The organism is Campylobacter concisus (assembly GCF_003048835.2).
GTDB lineage: Bacteria > Campylobacterota > Campylobacteria > Campylobacterales > Campylobacteraceae > Campylobacter_A > Campylobacter_A concisus_D.
Window position 1 is genome coordinate 1,224,941 of the sequence record NZ_CP060705.1, and the last position, 24,272, is coordinate 1,249,212.

A 24,272-nucleotide genomic window follows, 5' to 3' on the forward strand; every position below is an offset into this window, starting at 1 on the left:
ACTATTCTACACAATCAAGGCTTAAAAAAATATTTTCTTAAGAATAAATTTATATTTCTTTATAGGGCGATTTGATTTTAATAAAACAAGAGCCCAAATATTATTTTTATAGCATGTACGATAATAACTTACTTAGTAAACTCAAATTGAGTTTACTGTAAGGTCTTGGCAGGCGGCCAATATTTTATTCTCATAGTAGAATAAAAATATAAAAGCTCAGACAAATCATTATCTCTAAAAACTATTTTCATATATAAAATATCTAAGTTTTGCATAGTAATTTAATAAAATATATTAAAAATAATTAAAGGTATAACACTAAGAATTTTGAAAGGATATCGGAATACCTTATGGTGACTTTTAGTTATTAACGGAACATAGAATAGCATCATACCACCAATGAGATTATTTGAATTGCTAAATTTATTAACCATTAAGTAACATCATATATAATTATACGAGAGCTTCAGCTCAAAACAATATTAATAAAGGAGTCCTAATGGCTACTCAAGAGGTAAATTTAGAGTCTTTAAAAAAAGACTTAGATTCTTTGAAAGCAGATTTTAAAGATGTTATAAAATCTATCAAAGATATGGGTGCAGAGCGTGCGGAATCCGCTAAAGATAAAATTTTAGACCAACTAAATATCGATGAGATCAAAAAATACATAGATGATCTAAAATCAAAAGGCAAATACGGCATAGAGAACGTAAACGACGCAATAAAAGAAGATCCGATTAAAAGCATTGCTATTGCTGCAGGTGTTGGATTTTTAGCTGCCTGGTTATTAAAAAAATAATGGTGGGCATATCTGAATTTATAGTCTCCGTGGTTGAGCTTATAGATGCTCAAGCTGACGATATTAGGTATTCTTTTTTAAAGAGTGCCAATTCAGTTGTACTCAATATAATTGTGGGTGTGATTTGCATCATAGGCTTAGTATTCTTTTTGCTAGGCCTGCACACGCTCCTTGAAAAAACTATTGGGGAAATTTGGGCGTATTTTGCATGCTCTGCTGTGGCTTTTTTATCTTCAATTATCATATACAAGGTATTCCGTGCAAAGTGATATAACAAAAGAAAAGCTAAGAACAGTAGTATCGATGCTAGAGAACAAAAACACAGATAAAAAAAAGCTAAAGCTTGAAGAGGCTAAGCTGAATTTACTACTAAATGACCCTTTGCCAAACTTTTCAAAAGAACTCAATCTAATCAGTCGAGGCAATATTAAGCAGGCCTTGATATCAATAATAGATAAAAATTTTATAATACCTACCTTAAGCAAATTTCTATAAAAACTAATTTTTTATACTCTTTTCTTACTTTTGATAAAAAAATTAATAAATTTTAGATATAATTAGCTATATAATTTCAAGAGATGACCGTGCCGCCGAAAACGAAGATCTTGAAAACCGTTTAAGGCATAAAAGATTGCCAAATTCTGCCCAAGCGCCATCTCTTAAAAACAAAGGAGTAAATATGCGTTATTTTCTAACACTGTTGTGCGCTGCCTTTTTTATGGTTGGCTGTTCCAATACTTGGCATGGTGCAAAAGAGGATACAGGTAATGCTGTAGAATGGTCAAAAGACAAAGTTAACAAAGGTGCTACCTACGTTAAAGACAAAACAGAATAATTTTTGTTTTTAATTTAAACGTAGATATTAATTCATTATCCAGTGGGTTGAACTTCAATAGTTCGACCCATATAATTTTTCCTATTATATTTTATCTTGCTTTTATAGAATCATATTTATAGTCTTCTTTAAAAGCCAAAAAATTACAACAAGAGAATGAAATTTTAAAATATCTAAATTTAAACATCGCCCAAAACGAGATCATCTGCCTAATGGGTAGCTCAGGATGCGGCAAATCGACTTTTCTTTCAGCGTTAAATGGCTTTTTGGAGCAAAAGGGCGGCAGATATAGCGGAGAGATACTATTTAAAGGCGAAAATATCAAAACCAAAGACGAAATTTGGCTAAGAAGAAAGCTAGCTATACTTTTTCAAGACGCCACGCTCTTTCCCTTTAGCGTAGAAAGAAATTTGACCTATGCGATGGAATTTTACGAGGGCAGCATAAAAGATAAGCAAAAAAGAGTAGAAGAACTGCTTAAAAGCGTAAATTTACTAGATGAGATAAATGGCCTAGATATACCAGCTAGCAAGCTTTCTGGCGGTCAAAAGCAAAGACTTTGCATCGCAAGGATGCTAACTACAAAGCCTGAAGTGCTCATGCTTGATGAGCCTTGCTCGTCGCTTGATATGAAAAATGTCTTGATCGTAGAGGAGCTTTTAAAAAGCCTGTCGCAAAGATATACGATCATCATCGCCACACACAACGAAGAGCAAGCAAAAAGGCTTGGCGGCATGATAGTCCGCATAGTGGATAAGAAATTTGCATTTTAAAAGAGCTAGAAATTCTAGCTCTAAATTTAGTCGATAAACCTCTTTGTGATATTTGCATAGGCATCGATCCTGCGGTCACGTAAAAATGGCCAAATTCTGCGAACTTCTTCGCTTCTTTTCATATCAATTTCTACGATCTTGCACTGCTCGCTATGGCTATCTGCGCGGAAAAGCTGCTCGCCTTGTGGCCCAAAAACAAAGCTATTTCCCCAAAACTTAATCCCATCCATCACGCCACTATCATCTTTTTCAAAGCCCACGCGATTTACTGCGACCACTGGCAGGCCATTTGCCACGCTGTGGCCTCTTTGCACCGCCACCCACGCTTCAAGCTGTCTTGATTTTTCATCCTCACTATCGCCCTCAAACCAGCCAATAGCCGTTGGATAGATGAGAATTTTCGCCCCTTTTAGCGCCATGAGCCTTGCTGCCTCTGGATACCACTGATCCCAGCAGACCAAAAGACCAAGCTTGCCAAGGCTGGTTTCAATAGGCTCAAAGCCGATATCGCCAGGTGTAAAGTAAAATTTCTCGTAAAATCCAGGGTCATCAGGGATGTGCATTTTTCGGTATTTGCCAGCCACGCTGCCGTCACGCTCGAAGACAAAAGCGGTGTTGTGATAAAGTCCGTCAGCCCTTTTTTCAAAGAGCGAAGTAACCAAAACTACGCCGTTTTCTTTTGCCACCCTGCCCCAAAAAGCGACATCTTCTTGCCAGTCGTTTGCGTGATCAAAGAAATTTGTATCCTCGCTTTGGCAAAAGTACTGCGTCTGGTGCAGCTCTTGGCAGACCACGAGATCAGCGCCACCTTTTTTTGCCTCAGCTATTAGCTCAAGCGTCTTTGCGATGGTCGCCTCTTTTGTCCCTTTAAATTCTTGTTGAAGTAGTGCTACTTTCATCTCATCTCCCTTCTTTGTCGTTGTATGGGTCTAAATGCGTGGTTATCTGCCACGAAAAATCCTTAAATTTCTCTCTTATCTCAGCTTCAAGCGATTCGGCCACCTCGTGCGCATCGTAAAGCGAGATATCTTTGTCAAAAACCAAGTGCAGCGTTAAAAATATGGTATTTGCGCTCTGCCTTGTGTTTAGATAGTGAAAGTCTGAAATCCTCTGCTTTGCCTTTATCATCTTGATGATCTCAGCTGTGACCTCAGGGCTTGCTGCGTGATCTAGCAAGACACCAAGGGCGTCTTTGCCAAGACTTATGGCGCTTTGAGCGATGTAGCCACTTATCACGATACCAAAGATCGCATCTATCATCACAAATCCGCTAAATTTAATGATAAGCAGCGAGATGATGACTGCTAGGTTGCTAAAAAGGTCGATCTTATAGTGCAGCGCGTCTGCTTTTATGATAAGGTTGCCACTTTTTTTAGAAATTTGGTTTAAAAATAGCACCAAACATAACGTCACCACAACCGAAAATACCATCACACCAAGGCTTAAGCCAAGGTCTATCTCTAAATTTGGCTCACTAAATTTCTTAACGCTCTCATAAAATATATATCCAGCAGCCAGCACGATGATGACACACTCAAATAGCGCTGCTAACGCCTCTAGCTTTGTGTAGCCAAAGTTAAATCTCTCATCGGCTTGCTTTCTTGACTTTCTAAGCGCAAATAAATTTAAAAGCGAAACGATAAAATCAAGCATCGAATCAATCGCCGAACCAAGCACAGCGACTGAGCCGCTAAAAAGCCCTGCTGCAAATTTCACAAGTGCGAGCAAAAAAGCGCATGCTCCAGCTGCGATAACGGCCTTATTTTCGCTCTGCGTGCACTCCTGCTTATTTATGCTGTTAAACTCATAATCAAACGGACTTCCCAAACTTAAGCCCTCTTGTATCTATTTTGGCTTGAGCAGTGAAGCGAGCCATTTTGACGGACAAAAACTAGCGAATTTACACCGATGATCTTTCTATCTGGCAGCGCCTTGGCAAGTAAATTTAGCACCTTTTCATCGTTTTCATCATTATATGTTGGCACGATTAGCGCACCATTTATAAAGATAAAGTTTGCATAGGTGCAGCCAAGCCTTTTGCCATCATAAAATTTAGGCTTAGGTAGTGGCAGAGCAAGTAGCTTAAAGCCAGTTTTTTTAAGCTCATCTTCCATCCTTTTAAGCTCATCAAAGTGCTCATCGCTCCTATCTTCGCAGCTCGCATAAGCTATCGTATCAGGCGTGATAAAGCGCGCTAAAGTGTCGATGTGGCTATCTGTGTCATCGCCTCTTATAAAGCCATTTTCAAGCCAGATGATACGCTTTAGTCCAAATAAATTTTTTAGTTTTTCTTCGATCTGCTCTTTGTTAAGTGCTTTGTTTCTATTTTCATTTAGTAGGCATTTTGTGGTGGTTAAAAGCACACCATCTCCGTTAAACTCGACACTCCCACCCTCTAGTATCATATCAACAGGCTCAAGCTTAGTTTTGTAAATTTTAGCTAGCTCTAAATTTATCGCATCATCTTTTGAACTCTTAAATTTACCGCCCCAAGCGTTAAATTTAAAGTCGTAGCTCTTTATGCCGTCCTTGGTGCAAACGTCGATCATACCGTAGTCTCTGATCCAAGTATCGTCAGTCTCAAGCTTGACAAACTCTACATTTTTAAATTTCTTAAATCTAGTGAAATTTGCCTCATCAGGGCAGATGAGCACCACCTTTTCAAACGGCGTAACAGCAGCCACAAGCTCCTCATAGCCCGCCAAAATCTCCTCCAAATAAGGCTCCCAGTCGCTCTTACTATGTGGCAGCGATAAAAACAAAAGCTCCTGCTCCTCCCACTCTGCATACGCTCTCACGCTCTCTCCTTATAAATTTTATAAATTCCATAAATCGTAATGATTATCCAAAAGACCTCTATCAAAAATGAGCCTAGGTTAAAATGCACAAAAAGCGAGATTATAAGCAGCACCGCACCTACTAAATTTATTATCTGGTAGGCTAGATCGTGGTTATTTAGACGGCCGATCTGGAGTAAAAAGTAGCCCATCACGATGCAAATCATCCCTAAAAAGCCGATGATCTGAAAAAGATCGATCAAATTTTATCCTTTTTGTAAGCTTAAATTTAAAGCGTGATCATATCTAATTAGTTTTAAATTTATGATTATGGGATAAAATAACTCCATTTTTCAGATTGGATTAAAGTTTATGGATTTTGAGTTTATTGAGAAATTTTACCCCCTTTTTGTAAAGGCTGGGATTCTCACCTGCCAGATCGCCTTTTTGGGGATCGTTTTTTCTATTTTGATAGGCATTTTTTGCATGGCTGTGAAATTTTACAAGCTAAAATTTCTCTCAAAGCTCGTTGATTGCTATGTTGAGCTTTCAAGAAACACACCGCTTCTTATCCAGCTCTTCTTTTTATACTACGGCTTGCCAAAGCTTGGAGTGTCGATGAGTGGCTTTGCCTGTGCGGTCGCTGGACTTAGCTTTCTTGGCGGTAGCTATATGAGCGAGAGCTTTAGGCTTGGCTTTGAGGCGGTTAGAAGGTCGCAGATAGAAGCAGGTCTTAGTATCGCACTTAGTAAAAATCAGCTCCTAAGATATGTCATCTTGCCACAAGCCTTTAGCGTGGCGCTTCCAAGTATCAGCGCAAACGTCATATTTTTACTAAAAGAGACAAGCATCGTTAGCATCGTAGCGCTTGCCGATCTAGTCTATGTTGCAAAGGATCTCATCGGACTTTACTACAAAACAGATGAGGCGCTTTTTATGCTCGTTATTAGCTACCTCATCATCATCTTGCCAGTCTCGCTGGCGCTTAGCTACGTCGAAAAAAGGGTGAGAAATGCAAGGAGTTAGTATATTATTTGACACGCAAAATTTACTAAGACTGCTTGAAGGTCTTGTAGTAAGCACTGAAATTTCACTCATCTCTATCATCATCTCCGTCATCGGCGGACTCATACTTGGCGTTTTGATGAGTATGAAAAACAAATTTATCTATTTTGTTTTAAAAATTTGTCTCGAGATCGTGCGCATCATGCCTCAGATCGTCTGGTTATTTTTATTTTATTTTGGCGTTAGCAAGGCTTTTGATATCCACATCTCAGCATTTACCGCCTCACTCATCGTCTTTAGCCTTTGGGGTGTTTTTGAGATGATGGATATCGTGCGAGGAGCGATCACCTCGATACCAAAGCACCAGTTTGAGTCAGCTGCCTCACTTGGACTTAGTAAATTTCAAATTTACTTTTACGTCATCATCCCGCTTGCTACTAGAAGGCTGGTGCCTGGAGCTGTAAATTTACTAAGTCGTATGATAAAAACGACCTCTATCGTCGTGCTAATCGGCGTTGTAGAGGTGGTCAAGGTCGGTCAGCAGATCATCGAGCGAAATGTATTTACAAATCCTATGGCGCCATTTTGGATATACACGCTCATATTCTTTTTATATTTTGCGATCTGCTATCCAGTCTCAAAACTATCGAAAAAACTAGAAGAAAAATGGAGCTAAAATGAGCGAAAATATCTTAGAACTTAAAAAAATAAACAAATTTTATGGAGAGCTTCACGCCTTAAAGGATATAAGCTTGGAGGTTAAAAGTGGCGAAGTGGTCGTGCTTCTTGGACCATCGGGCTGTGGCAAGAGCACAACTCTTAGATGCATAAACGGCCTTGAGAGCATAGTAAGTGGCGAGATCATCATAGACGGCGAAGCGATAGACGCTAAATTTAAAGAGTGGCAAAGTATCCGCCAAAAGGTCGGCATGGTCTTTCAAAGCTACGAGCTATTTGATCACATGAACGTCATAGATAACGTCCTTCTTGGGCCTTTGAAGGTGCAAAAAAGAGATAGAGCCGAGGCTGAAAAAACGGCTGATATGTGGTTAAGCAAGGTTGGGCTACTTGATAAGAAATTTGCCTATCCAAAGGAGCTAAGCGGCGGTCAAAAGCAGCGCATAGCAATCGTTAGAAGCCTTTGCTTAAACCCTGAGATCATGCTATTTGACGAGGTTACGGCTGCACTTGATCCAGAGATCGTTAGAGAAGTGCTTGATGTGATACTAAATTTAGCCAAAGATGGCATGACGATGTTAATAGTCACCCACGAGATGAGCTTTGCAAGAGCGGTTGCAAATAAGATCGTATTTATGGACGCTGGAGCGATCGTGGAGATAAGCGAGCCAGAGGAGTTTTTTACTAATCCAAAGAGCGATCGCGCGAAGAAATTTCTAAATTTATTCTCGTTTTAGAAAAAATAAGAGATAATTTGCCGTTTTTTCAAAATGCGTTTAGAGCGAGATTTGATCGCTCTTATTTACTAAAATTTCTAAAGGAGAAAGAGTGAGAAAATTTAAATTTTTCTTATTAGCATTAGTCGCTACCGTCTTTCTAACGGGTTGTGGTGATGACAAAGGTGCGGACAAATCGGCCGCTTCAAATCAAGCTGACGCTATTGCAAAGATCAAAGAGCGTGGATATGTAAGGATAGGCGTTTTCAGCGACAAACCGCCATTTGGCTACGTCGATAAAGACGGCAAAAACCAAGGCTATGACATCTATTTTGCAAAACGCATCGCAAAAGACTTGCTTGGCGATGAGAGCAAGGTAAAATTTGAGCTAGTCGAGGCTGCTGGCAGGGTTGAAGTGCTCACAGCTGACAAGGTCGATATCACGCTTGCAAATTTCACAAAAACGCCTGAGCGCGCGCAAGTTGTTGATTTTGCGCTTCCATATATGAAGGTCTCACTTGGCATCGTTAGCCCAGAGGGCGCTGTGATAAAGAGCGTTGATGAGCTAAAAGATAAAACACTAATCGTCAATAAAGGCACAACCGCGGACGCATTTTTTACGAAAAATTATCCTGATATCAAGCTTTTAAAATATGATCAAAACACCGAAACTTTCGCGGCTTTGGTTGATAAAAGGGGTGCGGCTCTAGCGCATGATAATGCCCTACTTTTTGCCTGGGCGAAGGAGACTCCTGGCTTTGTCGTAGGTGTTGAAGCGCTTGGGGATGTGGATGTGATAGCTCCAGCTGTCAAAAAGGGCAACAAAGCCTTGCTTGAGTGGCTAAACAACGAGATCATCGAGCTTGGAAAAGAAAATTTCTTCCACAAAGACTATGACGCAACGCTAAAACCGATATATGGTGACAGCGTCAATCCTGAATCTCTAGTCGTCGAAGGCGGCAAACTCTAAATTCAAAGTGAGTGATCATAGTGAATGAATTTAATGAATATGTTCGCGATAGATTTTCTGAATTCGGCGATATTGTCATAAAATCCATGATGGGTGGATACCTTGTATATTTTAACGGTAAACTGATAGGTGACATTTGTAATAATGAACTGTTTTTAAAGAGAACGCCGACATCGGACAGACTTCTTGCAGACTCAGAACTACGTTATCCTTATAATGGCTCAAAGACGTTAATGCATGTATTCGAGAAATTTGAGGATGCGAATTTGATTGGAGAATTGTTGCGCGGCATGTATGCGGAACTGCCCGAAAAGAAACCAGCAAAAGCCAGATAAGTTGGATGTTTAAATAAAAATTTGAAAAGCATTTTGGAGTAAATTTAACCCAAAATGCTTTTATTGGCTACATCAAGCTCTTTAGTAAATTTGTCACTTTTTGCTCGATCTCTGCAAGAAATTCCTTGCTCTTTGCCTCAAATCTAGTGACGATAACTGGCGTTGTATTTGACGCACGCACCAGTGCCCAGCCATTTTCAAACTGAATTCTAATACCATCAATGTCTATGATATTTTTTATCTTTGGCAGGTCGCAGCCTTCATTTTTCACGCACTCTTTTAGCTTGGCTACTATCTTAAATTTAGCCTCGTCAGTCGTCTTTATCTTGATCTCATCGGTGCTAAAGACAAGCGGCATCTTATCAAGCTCGCCGTCAAGATCAAAGCCCTTATGAACTAGCTCAAGCACCCTCATCATCGCATAAAGCGCATCGTCAAAGCCAAAATAGCGCTCTTTAAAGAAGATATGACCGCTAACTTCGGCCGCGAGATCTACGTTTAGCTCTTTCATCATCTTTTTTATATTACTGTGTCCGGTCTTACCCATGAAAACTTCGCCGATTTTTGCGATCTCATCATACATATTTTGTGAGCATTTTACCTCGCCAAGCACCTTTGGATGTTTCATATTTAGCGCATAAAGATAGGCTAGCTCATCGCCTTTTATATCTCTTTTTGGAGTTATCACGGCGATCCTGTCACCATCTCCGTCAAAGCCAAATCCAAGGTCAAATTCTTTTTTTTCGATGAGTGAAAATATCTCTTTTAAATTCTCTTTTTCGCTTGGGTCTGGGTGGTGATTTGGGAAATTTCCGTCTGGATCTTCATATAAAATTTTCGCATTTAGCCCAAGTGCCTTGACGATAGGCACCAAGCTCACGCCAACAGTGCCATTTGCGCAGTCTATGACAAAAGGCTTTTTGAAATTTTTAAGCTCGCTAAATTCTTTTACAAAAAACTCAACGTATTTTTCTAAGATGTTAAATTTCTCACAGCTCTCATTGTCTGCGATCTCTAAATTTGAGGCGATTATTTCATTGACTTTATCTTTTAAAATTTGCAGATCTTTGCCAAAAAAACTATCTTTTTTGATAGTAATCTTAAAGCCGTTATAATCTTTTGGATTGTGAGAGCCTGTGATCATGATATTTGCGTCAAAATAATCAGCATAAACGCTAAAATAGCCAACAGGAGTTGGTAGCAAGCCGATGTTATAAATTTTAAAGCCACCAGCCTTGTTTAGACCGCTTAGCAGATACCTAAAAAGCGTGCTAGCACTTAGCCTTGCATCAAAACCAACGCTTAAAGTTTTCACGCCAAATTCGTTAAATTTCTTACCCAAAGCAAGTCCTATAGCCTTGACGCTGTCCTCTGTCAAGTCCTTTTCATAAATGCCGCGGATGTCGTATTCTCTAAAAATTTCATCATACTTCATTGTAAATTCTCCCTAAAAGAATGCAAAAATAATACAAGAATAAATTTAAAAAGGAGTAAATAATTTTATAAATTTAGTGAGGTTAAAATTTAAATTCGAGCTAGAAAAGGCTCTAGCTCGAAAAAGGCTGCTACATCATGCCGCCCATGCCACCCATTCCGCCCATGTCAGGCATTGCAGGCATTGCTTTTTCTTCTTTTATCTCGCTGATAGTTGCTTCAGTTGTTAGTAGCAAGCTAGCTACGCTAACAGCGTTTTGAAGCGCAACTCTCTCAACTTTTACTGGGTCGATGATACCAGCTTCAAACATATTTACATATTCGCCAGTTGCAGCGTTAAAGCCAAAATTTGCATCTTTGCTTGTTTCAACTGCGTTTGCTACTACGCCAGCGTCAAATCCAGCGTTCTCAGCGATCTGGCGAAGTGGAGCACGAAGCGCTCTTCTAACGATCTCAGCACCGATTGCCTCGTCGCCTTCTAAATTTAGCTTAACACTCTTTGAAGCAAGGATAAGTGCTGAGCCACCACCCACAACGATACCCTCTTCAACAGCTGCGCGAGTAGCGCTTAGAGCGTCATCTACGCGGTCTTTTTTCTCTTTCATCTCAGTCTCAGTCGCAGCACCTACTTTGATAACTGCCACGCCGCCGCTTAGTTTTGCAAGGCGCTCTTGAAGTTTTTCTTTGTCGTAGTCGCTTGTAGTCTCAGCGATTTGTGCTTTGATTTGAGTTATTCTAGCGTCTATTGCTGACTTCTCGCCTGCACCATTTACGATAGTTGTGTTATCTTTGTCGATAACTACGCTTGAAGCTTGTCCAAGGTCGTTTATAGTGGCACTCTCAAGTGTTCTGCCTAGCTCTTCGCTGATAACTTCACCACCTGTTAAAATAGCGATATCTTCAAGCATTGCTTTTCTTCTGTCGCCAAAACCAGGAGCTTTTACAGCTGAGATGTTTAGCACGCCACGAAGTTTATTTACAACAAGCGTTGCAAGCGCCTCACCCTCGATATCCTCAGCGATGATTAGAAGTGGTTTGCCACTCTTTTGTACTTGCTCAAGCACTGGAAGCAGGTCTTTTAGATTTGTGATCTTCTTGTCAAATAGCAATATAAATGGATTGCTTAGCTCAACTTGCATCTTTTCAGGGTTTGTGATGAAGTATGGGCTTAGATATCCGCGGTCAAACTGCATACCCTCAACTACGCTTAGCTCGTCTTGGATAGACTTTGCCTCTTCTACTGTTATGACGCCATCTTTGCCGACTTTCTCCATCGCATCAGCGATAAGCTTGCCGATGCTCTCGTCTGAGTTTGCAGAGATAGTAGCGATCTGAGCGATCTCTTTTGAGCCAGAAACTTTTTTAGAGATGTTTTTTAGTGCATCTATAAGAGCTGCTACTTCTTTATCCATACCACGTTTTACTTCGATAGGATTTGCACCAGCAGTTACGTTTCTAAGACCCTCTTTAAATATCGCGTGAGCTAGCACAGTCGCTGTTGTAGTGCCGTCACCTGCTTGGTCGTTTGTCTTGCTTGCTACTTCTCTAACTAGGCTTGCACCCATGTTTTCGATAGTATCTTTTAGCTCAACTTCTTTAGCCACGCTAACGCCGTCTTTTGTGATGTTTGGAGCGCCAAAGCTCTTTTGGATAAGGACATTTCTGCCTCTTGGTCCCATTGTCACTTTTACAGCGTCATTTAGTTTTTTTACGCCCTCGTATAGGCGGTTTCTTGCATCATCAGAGTAAAAAATTTCTTTTGCCATTGTCTTTCCTTTTTAAATTATTTAATCACGCCCAAAATGTCGTCGATGTTTAAAACAAGATATGTTTTATCATCTAAATTTACCTCAGTGCCAGCGTATTTAGCAAATACAACTTTTTCGCCAACTTTTACGCCCTCAGCTTCAGCACCAACTGCTTTTACCTCGCCGCTTAAAGGTTTTTCTTTTGCGTTATCAGGTATAATTATGCCCGAAGCTGTCGTCTTTGTCTCTTCTACGCGTTCGACTAGGACACGCTTGCCTAATGGTTGAAAGTTCATTGTTCATCCTTTTAGTTTAATTGTCTTTTTTAGCACTCTTTATTTTTGAGTGATGAAATGCTAGCATTTTTTTCTGAAAAAGTCAATAATTTATAGTGAATTTTATTAAAAACTTTAGTCTAAGTGACTAAAGTTTTATGATATGTAAAACTAATATAAAGGAATTTTATGAAAAAAGTAGCTTACATAGTTGGCGCGCTTGTGCTCATAGTAGCTTGCATTTTTGGCTTTATCTTTAGCTCTTTTGGCAACAAATTTATAGCCAGCAAAATAGAAAAAGAGGCACTCGCTCGTGGTATCGATGTCAAATTTAAAGAGTTTAATCTTGGTCTTAGCACCTTAAATTTAGAGGCGACCGTGATGAATGCCATAAATTTAAAGGCAAATGGCGATCTATCCTTGCTTGCTCAAAGTATGAGCTTAAACATAGATATAAACGCCGACAAGGCAAAGGCTATCGAGCTTGGTCTAAAAAAGGACGTCGCGCTTAAAGCAAACGTGGCTGGTAAATTTAGCGACTTCAAGCTAACAGCAACTGGCACGGCGCTTGGTTCAAACATAAATTTAAACGCAAATTTAAAAGACTACCTGCCAAAAGCTCTAAATCTTGACGCTAAAAATATCGAGCTTTCTGAGATATCAGCTCTTGCTAAAAAGCCAAATTTAGCTAGCGGCAAGCTTGATCTAACGAGCAATATGCAAGGAGTTGATGAGAAAAATGAGCCCATCATAAACGCTCAAATTTTAGCAAGCGACGCAGCGATAAACAAAGAAATTCTTAAAAATGAATTTGGGCTAAATTTAGCAAAAGATATAAACTTTAAAGGCGGCGTAAATGCTAAATTTGCAAATGAAAAAGTGAGCGCAAAAACCCTCATCATCGCACCTGAAGCCACTTTAAAAGCAAACGAGACGACCTATGATCTAGCTAGTAAAAATTTAAAGAGTGACTTTTCGCTAAATGTGCCTGATCTTGCCCTTTTTGGCAAGCTCTTAGGCGAGCAGCTAAGTGGCGCAGTGGATGCAAACGGCGAAATTACAATGCAAGAAAATGCCCTTAAAAACTTAAAAGCTGAGATAAACGGCCTTGGCGGCAAGATAAATGCAAATTTTGATAGCAAAAACTTAGCCCTAAATGCGGCTAGCATCAAGCTAAAAGAGCTTCTAGCGCTTGCCTTGCAGCCTAGCTACGCAGACGGGCAGATAAATTTAAATGCAAATTTTAGTGGCTTTGACGAGCTAAAAAAGCTTGCGGGCGAGGCTAAATTTGAGATAAAAAATGGCCTTATAAATAAAGAACTTGCAAAGCTTAAAAATGCGGCTAAATTTAAGCTAAAAGGTGGTGCTGTCGCAAAGGACGAGCTTGTAAATTTTGACGCAAATGTGCTTAGTGACCTTGGCGAGCTAAAGGATGTAAAGGGCGTTTTTGACCTAAAAAACAGCCAAATTTTTAGCAAATTTGCCCTGCTCATTAACGACCCTGAGAAATTTAAAGCGGTTAGTGGCTTTGAGGTTGGCTCAAAGATGGCGCTTACGGGCGATGTGAAGGTTAAAGCAAGCAAGATAGATGAGCTAAATTTAGGCGGTGATGCCTTTGCTGGCAAGCTAAACGCCACCATAAAAAATGAAAATTTTGATTTTAGCCTAAAAGAGGCGCAGTTAGGAGAGATCCTAGCGCTTAGCGGCAACGATAGACTAGCAAACGCCAAGGCAAATGTCCAGGCAAAAGGGCAAAATATCTTTAGTAAAAGCCCAAGTATCGCTACAACAATCGCTTTAAATGAGGGTAAATTTAACGCCGCAGCACTTAGCAAAATGCTTGATAAAAAATTCCCTGAAAATGAGAAATTTAGCTCAAATTTAAGCCTAGACTACAAAGGCGACGTAGCGAAATTTAGTGGCGATTTTCTTAGCTCGCTAGCTGATATAAAGGGCATAGATGGCAGTTTTGATACGGGCAAAAGCACGCTAAACTTAAAGCTTCAAGCGGTGGTTTCAGAGCTAAATAAGCTTGCATTTTTAGCTGGTCGCGAGCTTCACGGTAAATTTGCAGCCCTCGTAACGGCAGAAGGCAAAGTGGATGACCTAAGCGTAAAAGCCACTTCAGATGATCTATTTAAGGGCAAACTCGAGGCAAACTACAAAGGTGGTACGCTTGATGCGGTGCTAAAAAACTTCGAAGTCAAGGGCCTAACACAGACTTTGGGGTTAGAACATCTTTATGACGGCAACGGCGATGCTAAATTTGACTACGAAACAAAGCAAAGGCTCGGCAAATTTGACATCTTGCTAAAAGAGGGTCACCTAGCCAGCACAAATCTCACAAACAACATAAAAACCTTCACCGGCAAAGACATCACAAAAGAAATTTACAAAGACGGCAAAATTTACGGCGATATAAAGGGTGACAACGTCATTTTTAACGTAAATTTAAGCTCGCCAAAGAGCGACATAAAGGTTACAGGCGGCACTTACAATACCGCGACAAAAATGCTTAATGCGCCGCTTGTTTGCAGGCTAGAAAAGACTGACCTAAACGTGAAAATCTCAGGCACGACAGATAATCTAAAATACGACGTCAGATCGCAATATCTTGAAAATAAGGTCAAAAAAGAGATAGGTAGATTTTTAGATAAAAAGCTTGGTAAAGATGATGAAAGCACAAACGGCGAAAAGCAAAATTTAAAGGGTCTTTTAAAAGGGCTATTTTAGATGAAAAAGGCGGAAAATTTAAAGTATCTAATGGGGCTTGGGCACTTTTGTAGCGACATAAACCAAAGTGCCCTTGGTGCGATGCTACCCTTTTTCATCGCAAGCTACCACTACGACTACGCTACAGCCGCCTCGCTCGTGACAGCCACAAATTTAGCAAGCTCTCTCATCCAACCGCTGATCGGCCGCTTAAGCGACAAAAAAGAGCTACCATACGTCATCCCGCTTGGGCTACTTTTGGCAGGCGGGGGCATGAGTCTCACTGGCTTTATCACAAACTACTACCTCATCTTAGTTTGTGTGATGATAAGCGGTATCGGCGCTGCGCTCTTTCACCCAAGTGCCGCAAGGATCGTAAACTACGCCTCAAACGCCAAAAATAGAGCCAAAAGCATAAGCATATTTTCATTTGGTGGCAACGTAGGCTTTGCAGTTGGTCCAATTTTAGTCGCCGTTTTTGTGGGAAATTTTGGTCTAAAAGGGACGCTAGTTTTCATCATCCCTCAAATTTTGCTAACACTTTTATACCTTAAAAAGGGCAAATTTATAAAAACGCTCGAAGGCAATCACAAAAAGCAAATTTCACAAAAAACAAGCGCTCTAAAAGACGATCTGGACGCATTTTTGAGGCTTTGTCTGTGTATATTTTCACGCTCGATCGTCGCATTTGGATTTTCGGCATTTTTTAGCATCTACCTCATCAAAATTTTTGGCCTTAGCAAAGAGGCTGCAAATGTAAATTTAAGTATGTTTTTTGCTGCAGGCGCGATCTCTACGCTATTTGGCGGAGCTCTAGCAGATAGATACGGCCTAGTTAGGCTCATCAAAATAAGCCTAAGCATAGCCGCACCGCTAGTCGTGCTAATGCTCTTTATCGACAGCTACGCGCTATTTCTCGTGGCCTCCATCTGCGTGAGCGCCTGCATTAGCCTATCTTTTAGCCCATCTATCGCCCTTGCACAGCTTTATCTGCCAAATCAGATCGGCCTAGCCTCTGGCGTAACGCTTGGGCTTAGCATCACTATCGGCGGTATATTCGCAACGGTCATCGGAAAGATCGCTGACATCTTTAGCCTAACACACTCATTTTACTTTATCGCCGCAGTTTCGCTCATCTGCGCGGTGTCAAGCTATTTTTTAAAGCCGGTAAGCAAGATCTAAATTTATAAAAATAGCTTGCTAACAACGTAAAACACGGCCTTTCCACCAAGTACCACTCTGCCGTCATCTCTCATCAAACAAGAAATCTCACCACCCCCTCTTTTTTGACTTCGCTACGATGAGATGATGCGAAATTTTACGATATGAATGGGCTCAAAAGAAGCAGTGTTTTGTGATAGATTTAAATGTTGCGCGGTTTAAAATTTGGCAAAATAAAATAATAAAATCTAGCCCATCTAGTAACTTTAATCCATAAAGACAAGAAAATTTTTGTTTCAGACAAGGCGGATGAGCAAAAACAAGGGAGCGTATATATCATACGTGACCGAAGTTTGAAGCGATATCCAACGCAGTATAAAACAAAAAGGGCTTGTCTTTTAGAGCTTTCTCATCTTTGCTATCTCGTCACGTAATGCCGCCGCCTTCTCAAACTCCAGCTGCGCCGCCGCTTCAAGCATCTGCTTTCTTAGCTCTTTTACTATCGCAGCCCGCTCGCTAGCAGGCATCTTCTCTAAATTTTTACCACGATTGTAAATTTCGCCGTCATCCTCAACGTGCAGGCTCTCTTCGATATTTCTGCTGGCAGAGTGCGGCGTGATGCCGTGAGCTTTGTTGTATTCATCTTGAAATTTACGCCTAGCAGTCGTCGTATCGATCGCCTCTTTCATTGATTTGGTGATCTTTTTGGCAAACATTAGCACCTTGCCATTTACGTTTCTGGCCGCACGCCCCATCGTCTGTATAAGGCTTGTTGTCGAGCGCAAAAAACCCTCTTTATCGGCGTCCATGATCGCTATTAGGCTCACTTCAGGCAGGTCAAGCCCCTCACGGAGCAAATTGATGCCTATTAGCATGTCAAATTCGCCGCTTCTAAGCCCTCTAATGATCTCATTTCGCTCGATCGCGTCGATGTCTGAGTGCATATACTTGACCTTGACGCCAAGCTCGATGTAGTAGCGACTTAGCTCTTCAGCCATCTTTTTAGTTAGCACCGTAACTAGCACACGCTCATTTCTGGCGATGACCGTCTTTGCCTCGTCAAATAGCGCTTCAACCTGGTTGTCACTATCTTTTATCTCGATGATCGGATCTAGTAGCCCCGTAGGACGCAAAATTTGCTCATAGACGTGCCCCTGACTGATACCAAGCTCGTATTCGTTTGGCGTGGCTGAGACAAAGAGAAATTTCGCCTTTTTACTTATAAATTCGTCAAATTTAAGCGGCCTATTATCAAGTGCTGAAGGCAAGCGAAATCCATACTCCACAAGCACCTCTTTACGGCTCCTATCGCCTGCGTACATGCCCCTAAACTGCGGCAAACTCACGTGGCTCTCATCGACGATGACCAGATAGTCCTCGCCACTTATCTCAAAATAGTCAAACATCGAGTACGGCGTCTCTCCAGCCTTTTGACCAGTCAGATGTCGCGCGTAGTTTTCGATACCTTTACACATGCCAGTGCTCGCCATCATCTCAAGGTCAAACTCCACCCTTTGCTTTAGTCTCTGCGCCTCAACAAGCTTGCCCTGCTCGTTAAATTCTTTTAAACGCGCATCAAGCTCCTCTTCAATCTCTTTCATCGCGATCTTTAGCCTATCAGCGCCCACGATAAACTGGCTGGTGGCATAAAGCGTAAATTTAGAGATATCCTTTAGCCTTTTGTTATCAAGCACGTCAAAATGATACATCGCATCGATCTCATCGCCGAAAAACTCGACCCTTAGCGCTTCGTCGTTGTAATAAGCTGGGTAAATATCCACCACATCGCCATTTACACGAAAGTCGCCCCTGTCAAAGTAGTTGTCATTGCGCTTGTAGCCCATATCCACAAGCTGCTCTAAAAGCTTTCTTTGGCTTATCTTCTCACCCACGCTAAGATATGCCACCATCCCTTTATACTCGCTTGGATTACCAAGTCCGTAGTTTGCGGAGACTGAGGCGACGCAGACGACGTCGTCAAAGCTTAGCAAGCTAGCCGTCGCAGAGAGGCGCAGGCGCTCAAGCTCCTCATTTACCGAGCTATCCTTTTCTATATATAGGTCGCTTCTTGGGATGTAGGCCTCTGGCTGGTAGTAGTCGTAGTAGCTTATGAAGTACTCGACATGATTTTTTGGGAAAAAGCCCTTAAATTCGCTATAAAGCTGAGCGGCTAAGGATTTGTTATGCGTCATTATAAGCGTTGGCATATTTAGCTCGCGTATGACGTTTGCCATGGTAAAAGTCTTGCCAGACCCTGTCACGCCTAGAAGAGTTTGGTATTTGTTGCCTGATTTTATACTTTTTACTATCTCTCTTATCGCTCTTGCTTGGTCACTGCTTGGGCTAAATTTAGATGAAATTTCAAATTTACTCATTGATCGCCTTTAAATTTGGGCGAATTTTATAGCAAAGATAGTGTTTTGTCAAATGAGAATTTTAAAAAGAATTTAGCCTCTGCGTGTTAGAATACGGCATTAATTATTATTTTAAAGGAACCTTTATGTTTGAAGATAATGCGATCTTAACCACACTAAGCGATAAAGTAAATGACCTCATCACAAAATACGATGAAGTTTGCAGAGTAAATGAAGAGCTACGTAACGAGATCGTAACATTAAAAGCACAAAATGAGGCAAAAACCAACCAGATCATGCGCTTAGAAGAGGACCTAGATAAGAAAAATAGCGAAGCTGATGATGTAATGAAAAAGATCGAAGCTGTCCTTGGTAGATAAGCTAGGCATTTTTGGCATAAAAGATGAAACAGATCACGCTCACCGTATCATCTCGCGACTACACGATAACGCTTGATGATGATTTTGCTGAAGTTTTTGAGCGTGACTGGCAGAAATTTATGGGGGGAAAGAAATTTATCGAGCCTCGTGAGCTTATAAACGCCTTTGTCGAAAAGAGCTACGAGAGCTACACAAATTTGCGCGTCGTAAAGGACGTCACAAAAGAGATAGAAGAGATACTAAAACCGGAAAATAAATGAAAAAAAGAGCTTTTACCCTAATAGAAATTATATTTGTCATCGTCATACTTGGCATTTTAAGCGCTGTTGCGATACCAAAGCTTTTCTTTACTAGAGGCGACGCCATAGTCGCAAACGCAAGAGCACAAATAGCCGCCATAAAAAGTGGCATCTCGCTAAAATACAATGATAGCGTCCTAAAAGGCACTCCAAAGTATCCAGATACGCTTGAGAGCCCAGGAAGCAACCTTTTTCAAAACGTTGTGAGCGTGCCTGTAAAAGACAGCGGCACAAAAAACGGCTGGCATAAAACTGGAGCAACAACTTATACCTTCAAACTAGACGGACAAACAGCAAATTTCACTTACAAAAACGCAACTGGCGAATTTGACTGCACGAGCAGCGACGGACTTTGCAGCGCTCTTGAGTGATGAGATACTACGAGGTCGTATTTAGCGGGGTAAATTTAGCTGCGCTCACATATAAAAGCGAGCTAGATATTGCGCCATTTCGCGCCGTCACTGCAAAACTTAGAGGCAAAAGCCTAGTTGGCTTTATCCTGCGCGAAGTGGATGAGCCAAGCTTTAAAACAACTCTCATTGATGAAATTTTACCCATTAAGCTAAACGACATCCAAGTAACTTTAGCCAAATTTATCGCCTACTACTACACCTGCGAGCTTGGCGTTGCTATAAATTTATTTGAGCCACAAAGCCTTATAGATGATGAAATTTATAGTGGCGCAACCGACTTTAAAGCGCCAAATTTAAGTCAAAAGCAGCTTGAAGCGCTAAATTTTATAAACGAACGAAAAAGCTCGCTCATCTTTGGCGACACGGGAAGTGGCAAAAGCGAAATTTATATAGCAAAGATTAGAGAAATTTTAAAGGCAGGCGGCCAAGCGCTATTTTTGATGCCTGAAATTTCACTAACACCGCAGATGCAAAAGCGCCTAGAGAGCTTCTTTGGCGAGGCTGTGGCTGTGTGGCACTCAAAGATCACGCCAAAGAAAAAAGAGCAAATTTTAAAGGAGATTAAAAGTGGCAAAGCAAGGCTAATAGCAGGAGCTAGGTCTGCCCTATTTTTGCCACTTGAGCGGCTAAAACTCATCATCATCGACGAAGAGCACGACGATAGCTACAAAAACACAGGCTCAAAGCCCCACTACAACGCAAGAGACCTAGCGCTTTATCTAACTAGCAAATTTGACCTACAAGTGGTACTTGGAAGCGCCACGCCAAGCCTTACTAGCTTTTACAAGCAGGAGCATTTTCGCCTAAAGGGGACATATTTTGCGTCGCAAAAGAGCTATATATTTGACGAGAGCGAGACTGGCATAAGCGAAATTTTAAAAGAGCAGATCGCAAAGACGCTTGAAAACAAAAAACAAGCCGTCATCTGCCTGCCAACAAGGGCAAATTTCAAATATCTTGTCTGCAAAAACTGCGGCGAGACGGTAAAGTGTCCGTTTTGTAGCATCGGCATGAGCTACTATAAAAAACAAAACGTGCTAAAGTGCCAATACTGCGAGCACAAAATGGCCGTGCCAAAGACCTGCCATCAGTGCGGCAGCGAGATGATAGAGGCTAAAAAGATCGGCACGAGCGAGCTTCTTGAGAGGCTGCAAGCCGAGTTTGCAAACGCTAGGATCGCTAAATTTGACAGGGATGAGATCACGACGCAAAATAAGCTCGTAAAGGCCTTGAAAGAATTTAACGATGGCAAGATAGACATCCTGCTTGGCACGCAGATGTTAAGCAAGGGGCATGATTATCACAACGTCGAGCTAGCCGTCATCATGGGCTTTGACGAGCTTTTAAATTTTCCTGATTTTAGAGCTAGAGAGCGGACACTCGCCCTTGCCATGCAAGTAGCTGGAAGAGCTGGTAGAAACGGAGCTGGCAGGGTCATCATCCAAAGCAAACAAAGGGAGTTTTTTGAAAGTTATATCAGCGACTACGACGCGTTTTTAAAGGAGGAGATCGGCTACCGAGAGGGACTGTATCCGCCATTTACTAGGCTGCTTCGCGTGGTCGTTTCGCACAAAGATGAGAGCATGGCAAAGGGTACAATGAACGAATTTGCGCAAAGGCTAGAGTCACTAAAAGGCGATGAACTAGAGATCGTGGGATATGGCAAATGCCAGATCGAATATCTTGGCGGCAAATTTAGATATGAAATTCTGCTTCGCTCAAACTCACACGCCATGCTTTTAAAAGCGGCAAACCTCTGCAAAAGCGAACTTAGCGACATCGATATAGATCCAGTGAATTTTAGTTAGAGATTAGCTAATGTTGATTATAATCTCATCAAAAAATTTAACGGATGCATCAATGCTTTTTAACTCTTACGAATTTATATTTTTATTCTTGCCATTTACATTTTTTATATACTTTTACCTAAATAAAAAGCGTCTTACAGAAGTAGCAAAAGGCTTCTTGGTTCTATCATCTCTATTTTTTTATAGCTGGTGGAATGTCATTTATCTACCGCTAATCTTAGGCTCAATGGTATTTAACTACTGCTTTGGAGTGGAACTAAACAAAGAAAATAGTAAAATTTCTAAAAAATTTATTCTTATACTGGGCATCGCAGCAAATTTGATGCTGCTTGGATATTTTAAATATTCAGACTTTTTTATAAGCAATCTAAATTTTATCTTTAACACCCAGATACCTCATTTAAATTTGCTACTACCTCTTGCGATATCATTTTTTACCTTTCAGCAAATAGCCTATTTGGTCGATAGTGCTACGGGGGGGGGGTACGAAGCAGTATGACTTTTTAAACTACTGCTTATTTGTTACCTTTTTCCCACAACTAATCGCTGGTCCGATCGTGCATCACAAAGAGATGATGCCGCAGTTTGCAAATACTAGAAATAAAATAATCAACTATAAAAATATAGCACTTGGTCTATTTATATTTTCGATAGGTCTTTTTAAAAAGGTGGTTATCGCTGATAGTTTTGCTGTTTGGGCAACAAATGGTTTTGACAAGGCGACTGTCTTAAATTTATTTGAAGCATGGGCGACTAGCCTAAGTTATACATTTCAGCTCTACTTTGACTTTAGCGGATACTGCGATATGGCTATCGGCGCAGCACTTCTTTTTAACATTAAGCTTCCGATAAACTTTAACTCACCTTATAAAGCCTTAAACATTCAAGACTTTTGGCGCAGATGGCACATAACGCTAAGCAGGTTTTTAAGAGACTATATCTATATCCCGCTAGGTGGTAACCGCAAAGGTGGGCTACGAACATACGCAAATTTAATGGCAACCTTTATAATAGGTGGTATATGGCATGGGGCTGGCTGGACATTTGTTTTTTGGGGATTTTTACATGGAGTTGCCTTGGTTATTCATAGAATTTGGAGTGAGCTTGGCTTTAAGATGAATAAAATTTTGGCTTGGTTTATAACATTTAACTTTATAAATATTGCTTGGGTCTTTTTTAGGGCAAAAAATTGGGACGATGCTTTAAAAGTGCTAAAAGGTATGTTTGGGCTTAGTGGTATTGTTTTACCAAATTTTTTATTAGCAAAGCTTGGGTTTTTAAAATCTTTTAGTGTAAGTTTTGGTGATTTTATAGCCAGCATTGAAGGGGATAGATATACTTTCCTATATATTGCATCTGGTTTTGTTTTAATCTTGCTTTTCAAAAACTCTGTAGAGAAAACAGCCATATTTAGACCAAGCTACTTAAACGTCATATATCTTATATTGATTTTATTATTATCCTTTTACTCAATGATCGCTGTAAAAACAGAATTTCTATATTTTAATTTTTAGGATTTTAAATGCTAACAAACAAAAAATTTTCAATCATTATATTTTTTACATTTATTATTGCATTTTTTTTAGTATCAATACCTTCTTTTTTTGTATATAAAATATTACTTAAAGCAAAAGAAGATTTGTCACTACAAGAAGCTACAAAATTTCAATTAGAAAAAAATGCAATATATAACTACTTGAACTTAGATATGTTTCAATACAAATTAGAGCTAATCAAAAACATTAAGCCAAAAATTATAGCACTAGGCTCATCAAGAGTTATGCAATTTAGAGAAGAAAGTTTTAATACAAGTTTTATTACAACTGGCGGAGCAATGCATCATCTAAACGAAGGATATTTATTTTTACAAGAAATGAAAAAAATCTATAAGCCAGAAATCATAATTTTAGGTTTAGACTTTTGGTGGTTTAATGAAAAACTTTATCAACCAAGAGTTTTTAATTACTTAAATAAAACAGAAATTGATATAAAAGCAAAAATTAACCAAACACTATCCATAATCCTAAAAAGAGAAATTGACCTTGATATTTTTAAATACATCTTAAAAGACAAAAATGACATAACAAACTACCAAAACATAGGACTAAGATCCCTTAAATACTCAAATGGCTTTAGAAAAGATGGTTCTTACCAGTATACTAGTTTTATTTTAGGAGATGAAAAAAATTCAGATATAAAATTTTCAGATACTTTAAAAAGAGTAAAAAGTAGCGATTCTAGATTTGAATACGCTAACCACATCTCTAAAGAGAGGGTTGAAATTTTCAATGAGATTATAAAATTTGCAAAAGATAATGATATAAAATTAATACTCTTTATACCGCCTTTAGCAAACGAAGTTGTTGAAAAGATGAATAGTCTTGGCGATAAATATAACTATGTTTCTGAATTTAGAAAACTCGTAAAAGACACGGATATAGAAAATTATGACTTTCACGACATGAGAGATTATTATAAGGACAGTTGCGAATTTGTTGATGGTTTTCATGGTGGTGATGTGGCCTATCAAAGGATATTAAAAAAGATGTATGATCAAAACTCAAGCCTATCAAAATACTTAAATATAGAATTAATCAACAAATCAATTAGTGAAAATGCAGGAAAAACTCTAACTATTTTCGACAAGACAAAATATAAAATATATAAAGAAAGAGATTTTTTAGAGCTGGGATGTGTAAAATAAAAATTTACACACTAGATTATGTTGCTGGCATATAACAAAAATATTTATAACTATTTTTAACAAATTTATTTAAAAGCCAAGATTTTATATAATCCC

24 protein-coding genes and 1 pseudogene are annotated in these 24,272 nt (G+C 39.9%); 17 read left to right on the forward strand and 8 right to left on the reverse strand.

Annotation, left to right across the window (positions count from 1 at the left end):
- The first annotated feature begins 499 nt into the window (after nucleotides 1-499).
- The 4 genes from CVT08_RS06135 (at nucleotide 500) to CVT08_RS06150 (ending at nucleotide 2,407) form a co-directional block, all read left to right on the forward strand.
- Nucleotides 500-799, forward strand: a complete 300-nt coding sequence (locus CVT08_RS06135) for a DUF883 family protein (protein ID WP_107856141.1) — start codon at nucleotides 500-502, stop codon at nucleotides 797-799.
- A gap of 258 nt (nucleotides 800-1,057) precedes the next feature.
- On the forward strand, nucleotides 1,058-1,294 hold the full coding sequence (locus tag CVT08_RS06140) for a hypothetical protein (protein ID WP_103599591.1): 237 nt from the start codon (nucleotides 1,058-1,060) through the stop codon (nucleotides 1,292-1,294).
- A 184-nt stretch (nucleotides 1,295-1,478) separates the two neighbouring features.
- Nucleotides 1,479-1,634: a hypothetical protein gene (locus tag CVT08_RS06145; protein WP_180995817.1), complete on the forward strand. Its 156-nt coding sequence runs from the start codon at nucleotides 1,479-1,481 to the stop codon at nucleotides 1,632-1,634.
- A gap of 161 nt (nucleotides 1,635-1,795) precedes the next feature.
- A complete protein-coding gene (locus CVT08_RS06150; RefSeq protein ID WP_107856142.1) occupies nucleotides 1,796-2,407 on the forward strand; it encodes a phosphate ABC transporter ATP-binding protein in 612 nt (203 codons plus the stop codon).
- Nucleotides 2,408-2,433: 26 nt separating this feature from the next.
- On the opposite strand, the gene CVT08_RS06155 is transcribed toward CVT08_RS06150, so the two are convergent.
- Genes CVT08_RS06155 through CVT08_RS06170 form a run of 4 tightly spaced genes read right to left on the reverse strand, consistent with a single transcriptional unit; the run spans nucleotide 2,434 to nucleotide 5,447 of the window.
- The gene (locus CVT08_RS06155; RefSeq protein WP_107856143.1) at nucleotides 2,434-3,306 is read right to left on the reverse strand and encodes a carbon-nitrogen hydrolase; all 873 of its coding nucleotides are present in this window, start codon (nucleotides 3,304-3,306) and stop codon (nucleotides 2,434-2,436) included.
- A 1-nt stretch (nucleotide 3,307) separates the two neighbouring features.
- Nucleotides 3,308-4,234, reverse strand: a complete 927-nt coding sequence (locus CVT08_RS06160; RefSeq protein WP_107856144.1) for a cation diffusion facilitator family transporter — start codon at nucleotides 4,232-4,234, stop codon at nucleotides 3,308-3,310.
- A gap of 2 nt (nucleotides 4,235-4,236) precedes the next feature.
- Nucleotides 4,237-5,205: an agmatine deiminase family protein gene (locus CVT08_RS06165; protein ID WP_107856145.1), complete on the reverse strand. Its 969-nt coding sequence runs from the start codon at nucleotides 5,203-5,205 to the stop codon at nucleotides 4,237-4,239.
- Nucleotides 5,202-5,447, reverse strand: a complete 246-nt coding sequence (locus tag CVT08_RS06170) for a CBU_0592 family membrane protein (protein ID WP_103639513.1) — start codon at nucleotides 5,445-5,447, stop codon at nucleotides 5,202-5,204. Before CVT08_RS06170 ends, CVT08_RS06165 begins: the two co-directional genes overlap by 4 nt.
- A 109-nt stretch (nucleotides 5,448-5,556) precedes the next feature.
- On the opposite strand from CVT08_RS06170, the gene CVT08_RS06175 reads away from it, so the two are divergent.
- From CVT08_RS06175 to CVT08_RS06195, 5 genes are all read left to right on the forward strand, one after another.
- Nucleotides 5,557-6,210, forward strand: coding sequence for an amino acid ABC transporter permease (locus tag CVT08_RS06175; RefSeq protein ID WP_107714821.1), 654 nt, complete (start codon nucleotides 5,557-5,559; stop codon nucleotides 6,208-6,210).
- Nucleotides 6,197-6,865, forward strand: a complete 669-nt coding sequence (locus tag CVT08_RS06180) for an amino acid ABC transporter permease (RefSeq protein WP_009293647.1) — start codon at nucleotides 6,197-6,199, stop codon at nucleotides 6,863-6,865. Before CVT08_RS06175 ends, CVT08_RS06180 begins: the two co-directional genes overlap by 14 nt.
- A gap of 1 nt (nucleotide 6,866) precedes the next feature.
- Nucleotides 6,867-7,604 carry an amino acid ABC transporter ATP-binding protein gene (locus CVT08_RS06185; RefSeq protein ID WP_107856146.1) on the forward strand — a complete coding sequence of 246 codons (738 nt, stop codon included), beginning with the start codon at nucleotides 6,867-6,869 and terminating at the stop codon, nucleotides 7,602-7,604.
- A 91-nt stretch (nucleotides 7,605-7,695) separates the two neighbouring features.
- Entirely contained in the window at nucleotides 7,696-8,553 is an 858-nt protein-coding gene (locus tag CVT08_RS06190; RefSeq protein ID WP_107856147.1) for a cysteine ABC transporter substrate-binding protein, read from the forward strand.
- A gap of 20 nt (nucleotides 8,554-8,573) precedes the next feature.
- Nucleotides 8,574-8,888 (forward strand): TfoX/Sxy family protein, encoded by a 315-nt coding sequence (locus tag CVT08_RS06195; RefSeq protein WP_035142669.1) that lies wholly within the window; start codon nucleotides 8,574-8,576, stop codon nucleotides 8,886-8,888.
- A gap of 67 nt (nucleotides 8,889-8,955) precedes the next feature.
- Here CVT08_RS06195 and CVT08_RS06200 read toward each other — a convergent pair whose 3' ends face one another.
- The 3 genes from CVT08_RS06200 to groES form a co-directional block, all read right to left on the reverse strand.
- Complete coding sequence (locus CVT08_RS06200; RefSeq protein WP_107856148.1) at nucleotides 8,956-10,323, reverse strand: phosphomannomutase/phosphoglucomutase; 1,368 nt, start codon at nucleotides 10,321-10,323, stop codon at nucleotides 8,956-8,958.
- A gap of 130 nt (nucleotides 10,324-10,453) precedes the next feature.
- Nucleotides 10,454-12,088 carry a chaperonin GroEL gene (groL, locus tag CVT08_RS06205; protein WP_107856149.1) on the reverse strand — a complete coding sequence of 545 codons (1,635 nt, stop codon included), beginning with the start codon at nucleotides 12,086-12,088 and terminating at the stop codon, nucleotides 10,454-10,456.
- Between the two features lie 17 nt (nucleotides 12,089-12,105).
- Nucleotides 12,106-12,366 carry a co-chaperone GroES gene (groES, locus tag CVT08_RS06210; protein WP_009293641.1) on the reverse strand — a complete coding sequence of 87 codons (261 nt, stop codon included), beginning with the start codon at nucleotides 12,364-12,366 and terminating at the stop codon, nucleotides 12,106-12,108.
- A gap of 168 nt (nucleotides 12,367-12,534) precedes the next feature.
- Between groES and CVT08_RS06215 the strand changes: the two genes are divergently transcribed.
- Both CVT08_RS06215 and CVT08_RS06220 read left to right on the forward strand, forming a co-directional pair.
- Nucleotides 12,535-15,078, forward strand: coding sequence for a tryptophanyl-tRNA synthetase (locus tag CVT08_RS06215; RefSeq protein ID WP_107856150.1), 2,544 nt, complete (start codon nucleotides 12,535-12,537; stop codon nucleotides 15,076-15,078).
- Nucleotides 15,079-16,239, forward strand: coding sequence for an MFS transporter (locus CVT08_RS06220; RefSeq protein ID WP_107856151.1), 1,161 nt, complete (start codon nucleotides 15,079-15,081; stop codon nucleotides 16,237-16,239).
- 377 nt (nucleotides 16,240-16,616) lie between these two features.
- On the opposite strand, the gene uvrB is transcribed toward CVT08_RS06220, so the two are convergent.
- A complete protein-coding gene (uvrB, locus tag CVT08_RS06225) occupies nucleotides 16,617-18,593 on the reverse strand; it encodes an excinuclease ABC subunit UvrB (RefSeq protein ID WP_107856152.1) in 1,977 nt (658 codons plus the stop codon).
- Nucleotides 18,594-18,718: 125 nt separating this feature from the next.
- Here uvrB and CVT08_RS06230 point away from each other — a divergent pair, with 125 nt between their 5' ends.
- The 6 genes and pseudogenes from CVT08_RS06230 to CVT08_RS06255 all read left to right on the forward strand — a co-directional run bounded on the left by CVT08_RS06230 (nucleotide 18,719) and on the right by CVT08_RS06255 (nucleotide 24,176).
- A complete protein-coding gene (locus CVT08_RS06230; RefSeq protein WP_002940382.1) occupies nucleotides 18,719-18,952 on the forward strand; it encodes a hypothetical protein in 234 nt (77 codons plus the stop codon).
- Nucleotides 18,953-18,975: 23 nt separating this feature from the next.
- Nucleotides 18,976-19,212: a hypothetical protein gene (locus CVT08_RS06235; RefSeq protein ID WP_009293636.1), complete on the forward strand. Its 237-nt coding sequence runs from the start codon at nucleotides 18,976-18,978 to the stop codon at nucleotides 19,210-19,212.
- A complete protein-coding gene (locus CVT08_RS06240; protein ID WP_107856153.1) occupies nucleotides 19,209-19,622 on the forward strand; it encodes a type II secretion system protein in 414 nt (137 codons plus the stop codon). The genes CVT08_RS06235 and CVT08_RS06240 overlap by 4 nt, the downstream gene beginning before the upstream one ends.
- A complete protein-coding gene (locus CVT08_RS06245) occupies nucleotides 19,622-21,472 on the forward strand; it encodes a primosomal protein N' (RefSeq protein WP_107856154.1) in 1,851 nt (616 codons plus the stop codon). The genes CVT08_RS06240 and CVT08_RS06245 overlap by 1 nt, the downstream gene beginning before the upstream one ends.
- Nucleotides 21,473-21,524: 52 nt before the next feature.
- A pseudogene (locus tag CVT08_RS06250) lies at nucleotides 21,525-22,986 on the forward strand (MBOAT family O-acyltransferase).
- Between the two features lie 8 nt (nucleotides 22,987-22,994).
- Nucleotides 22,995-24,176 (forward strand): hypothetical protein, encoded by a 1,182-nt coding sequence (locus CVT08_RS06255; RefSeq protein WP_107856155.1) that lies wholly within the window; start codon nucleotides 22,995-22,997, stop codon nucleotides 24,174-24,176.
- Nucleotides 24,177-24,272 lie beyond the last annotated feature (96 nt).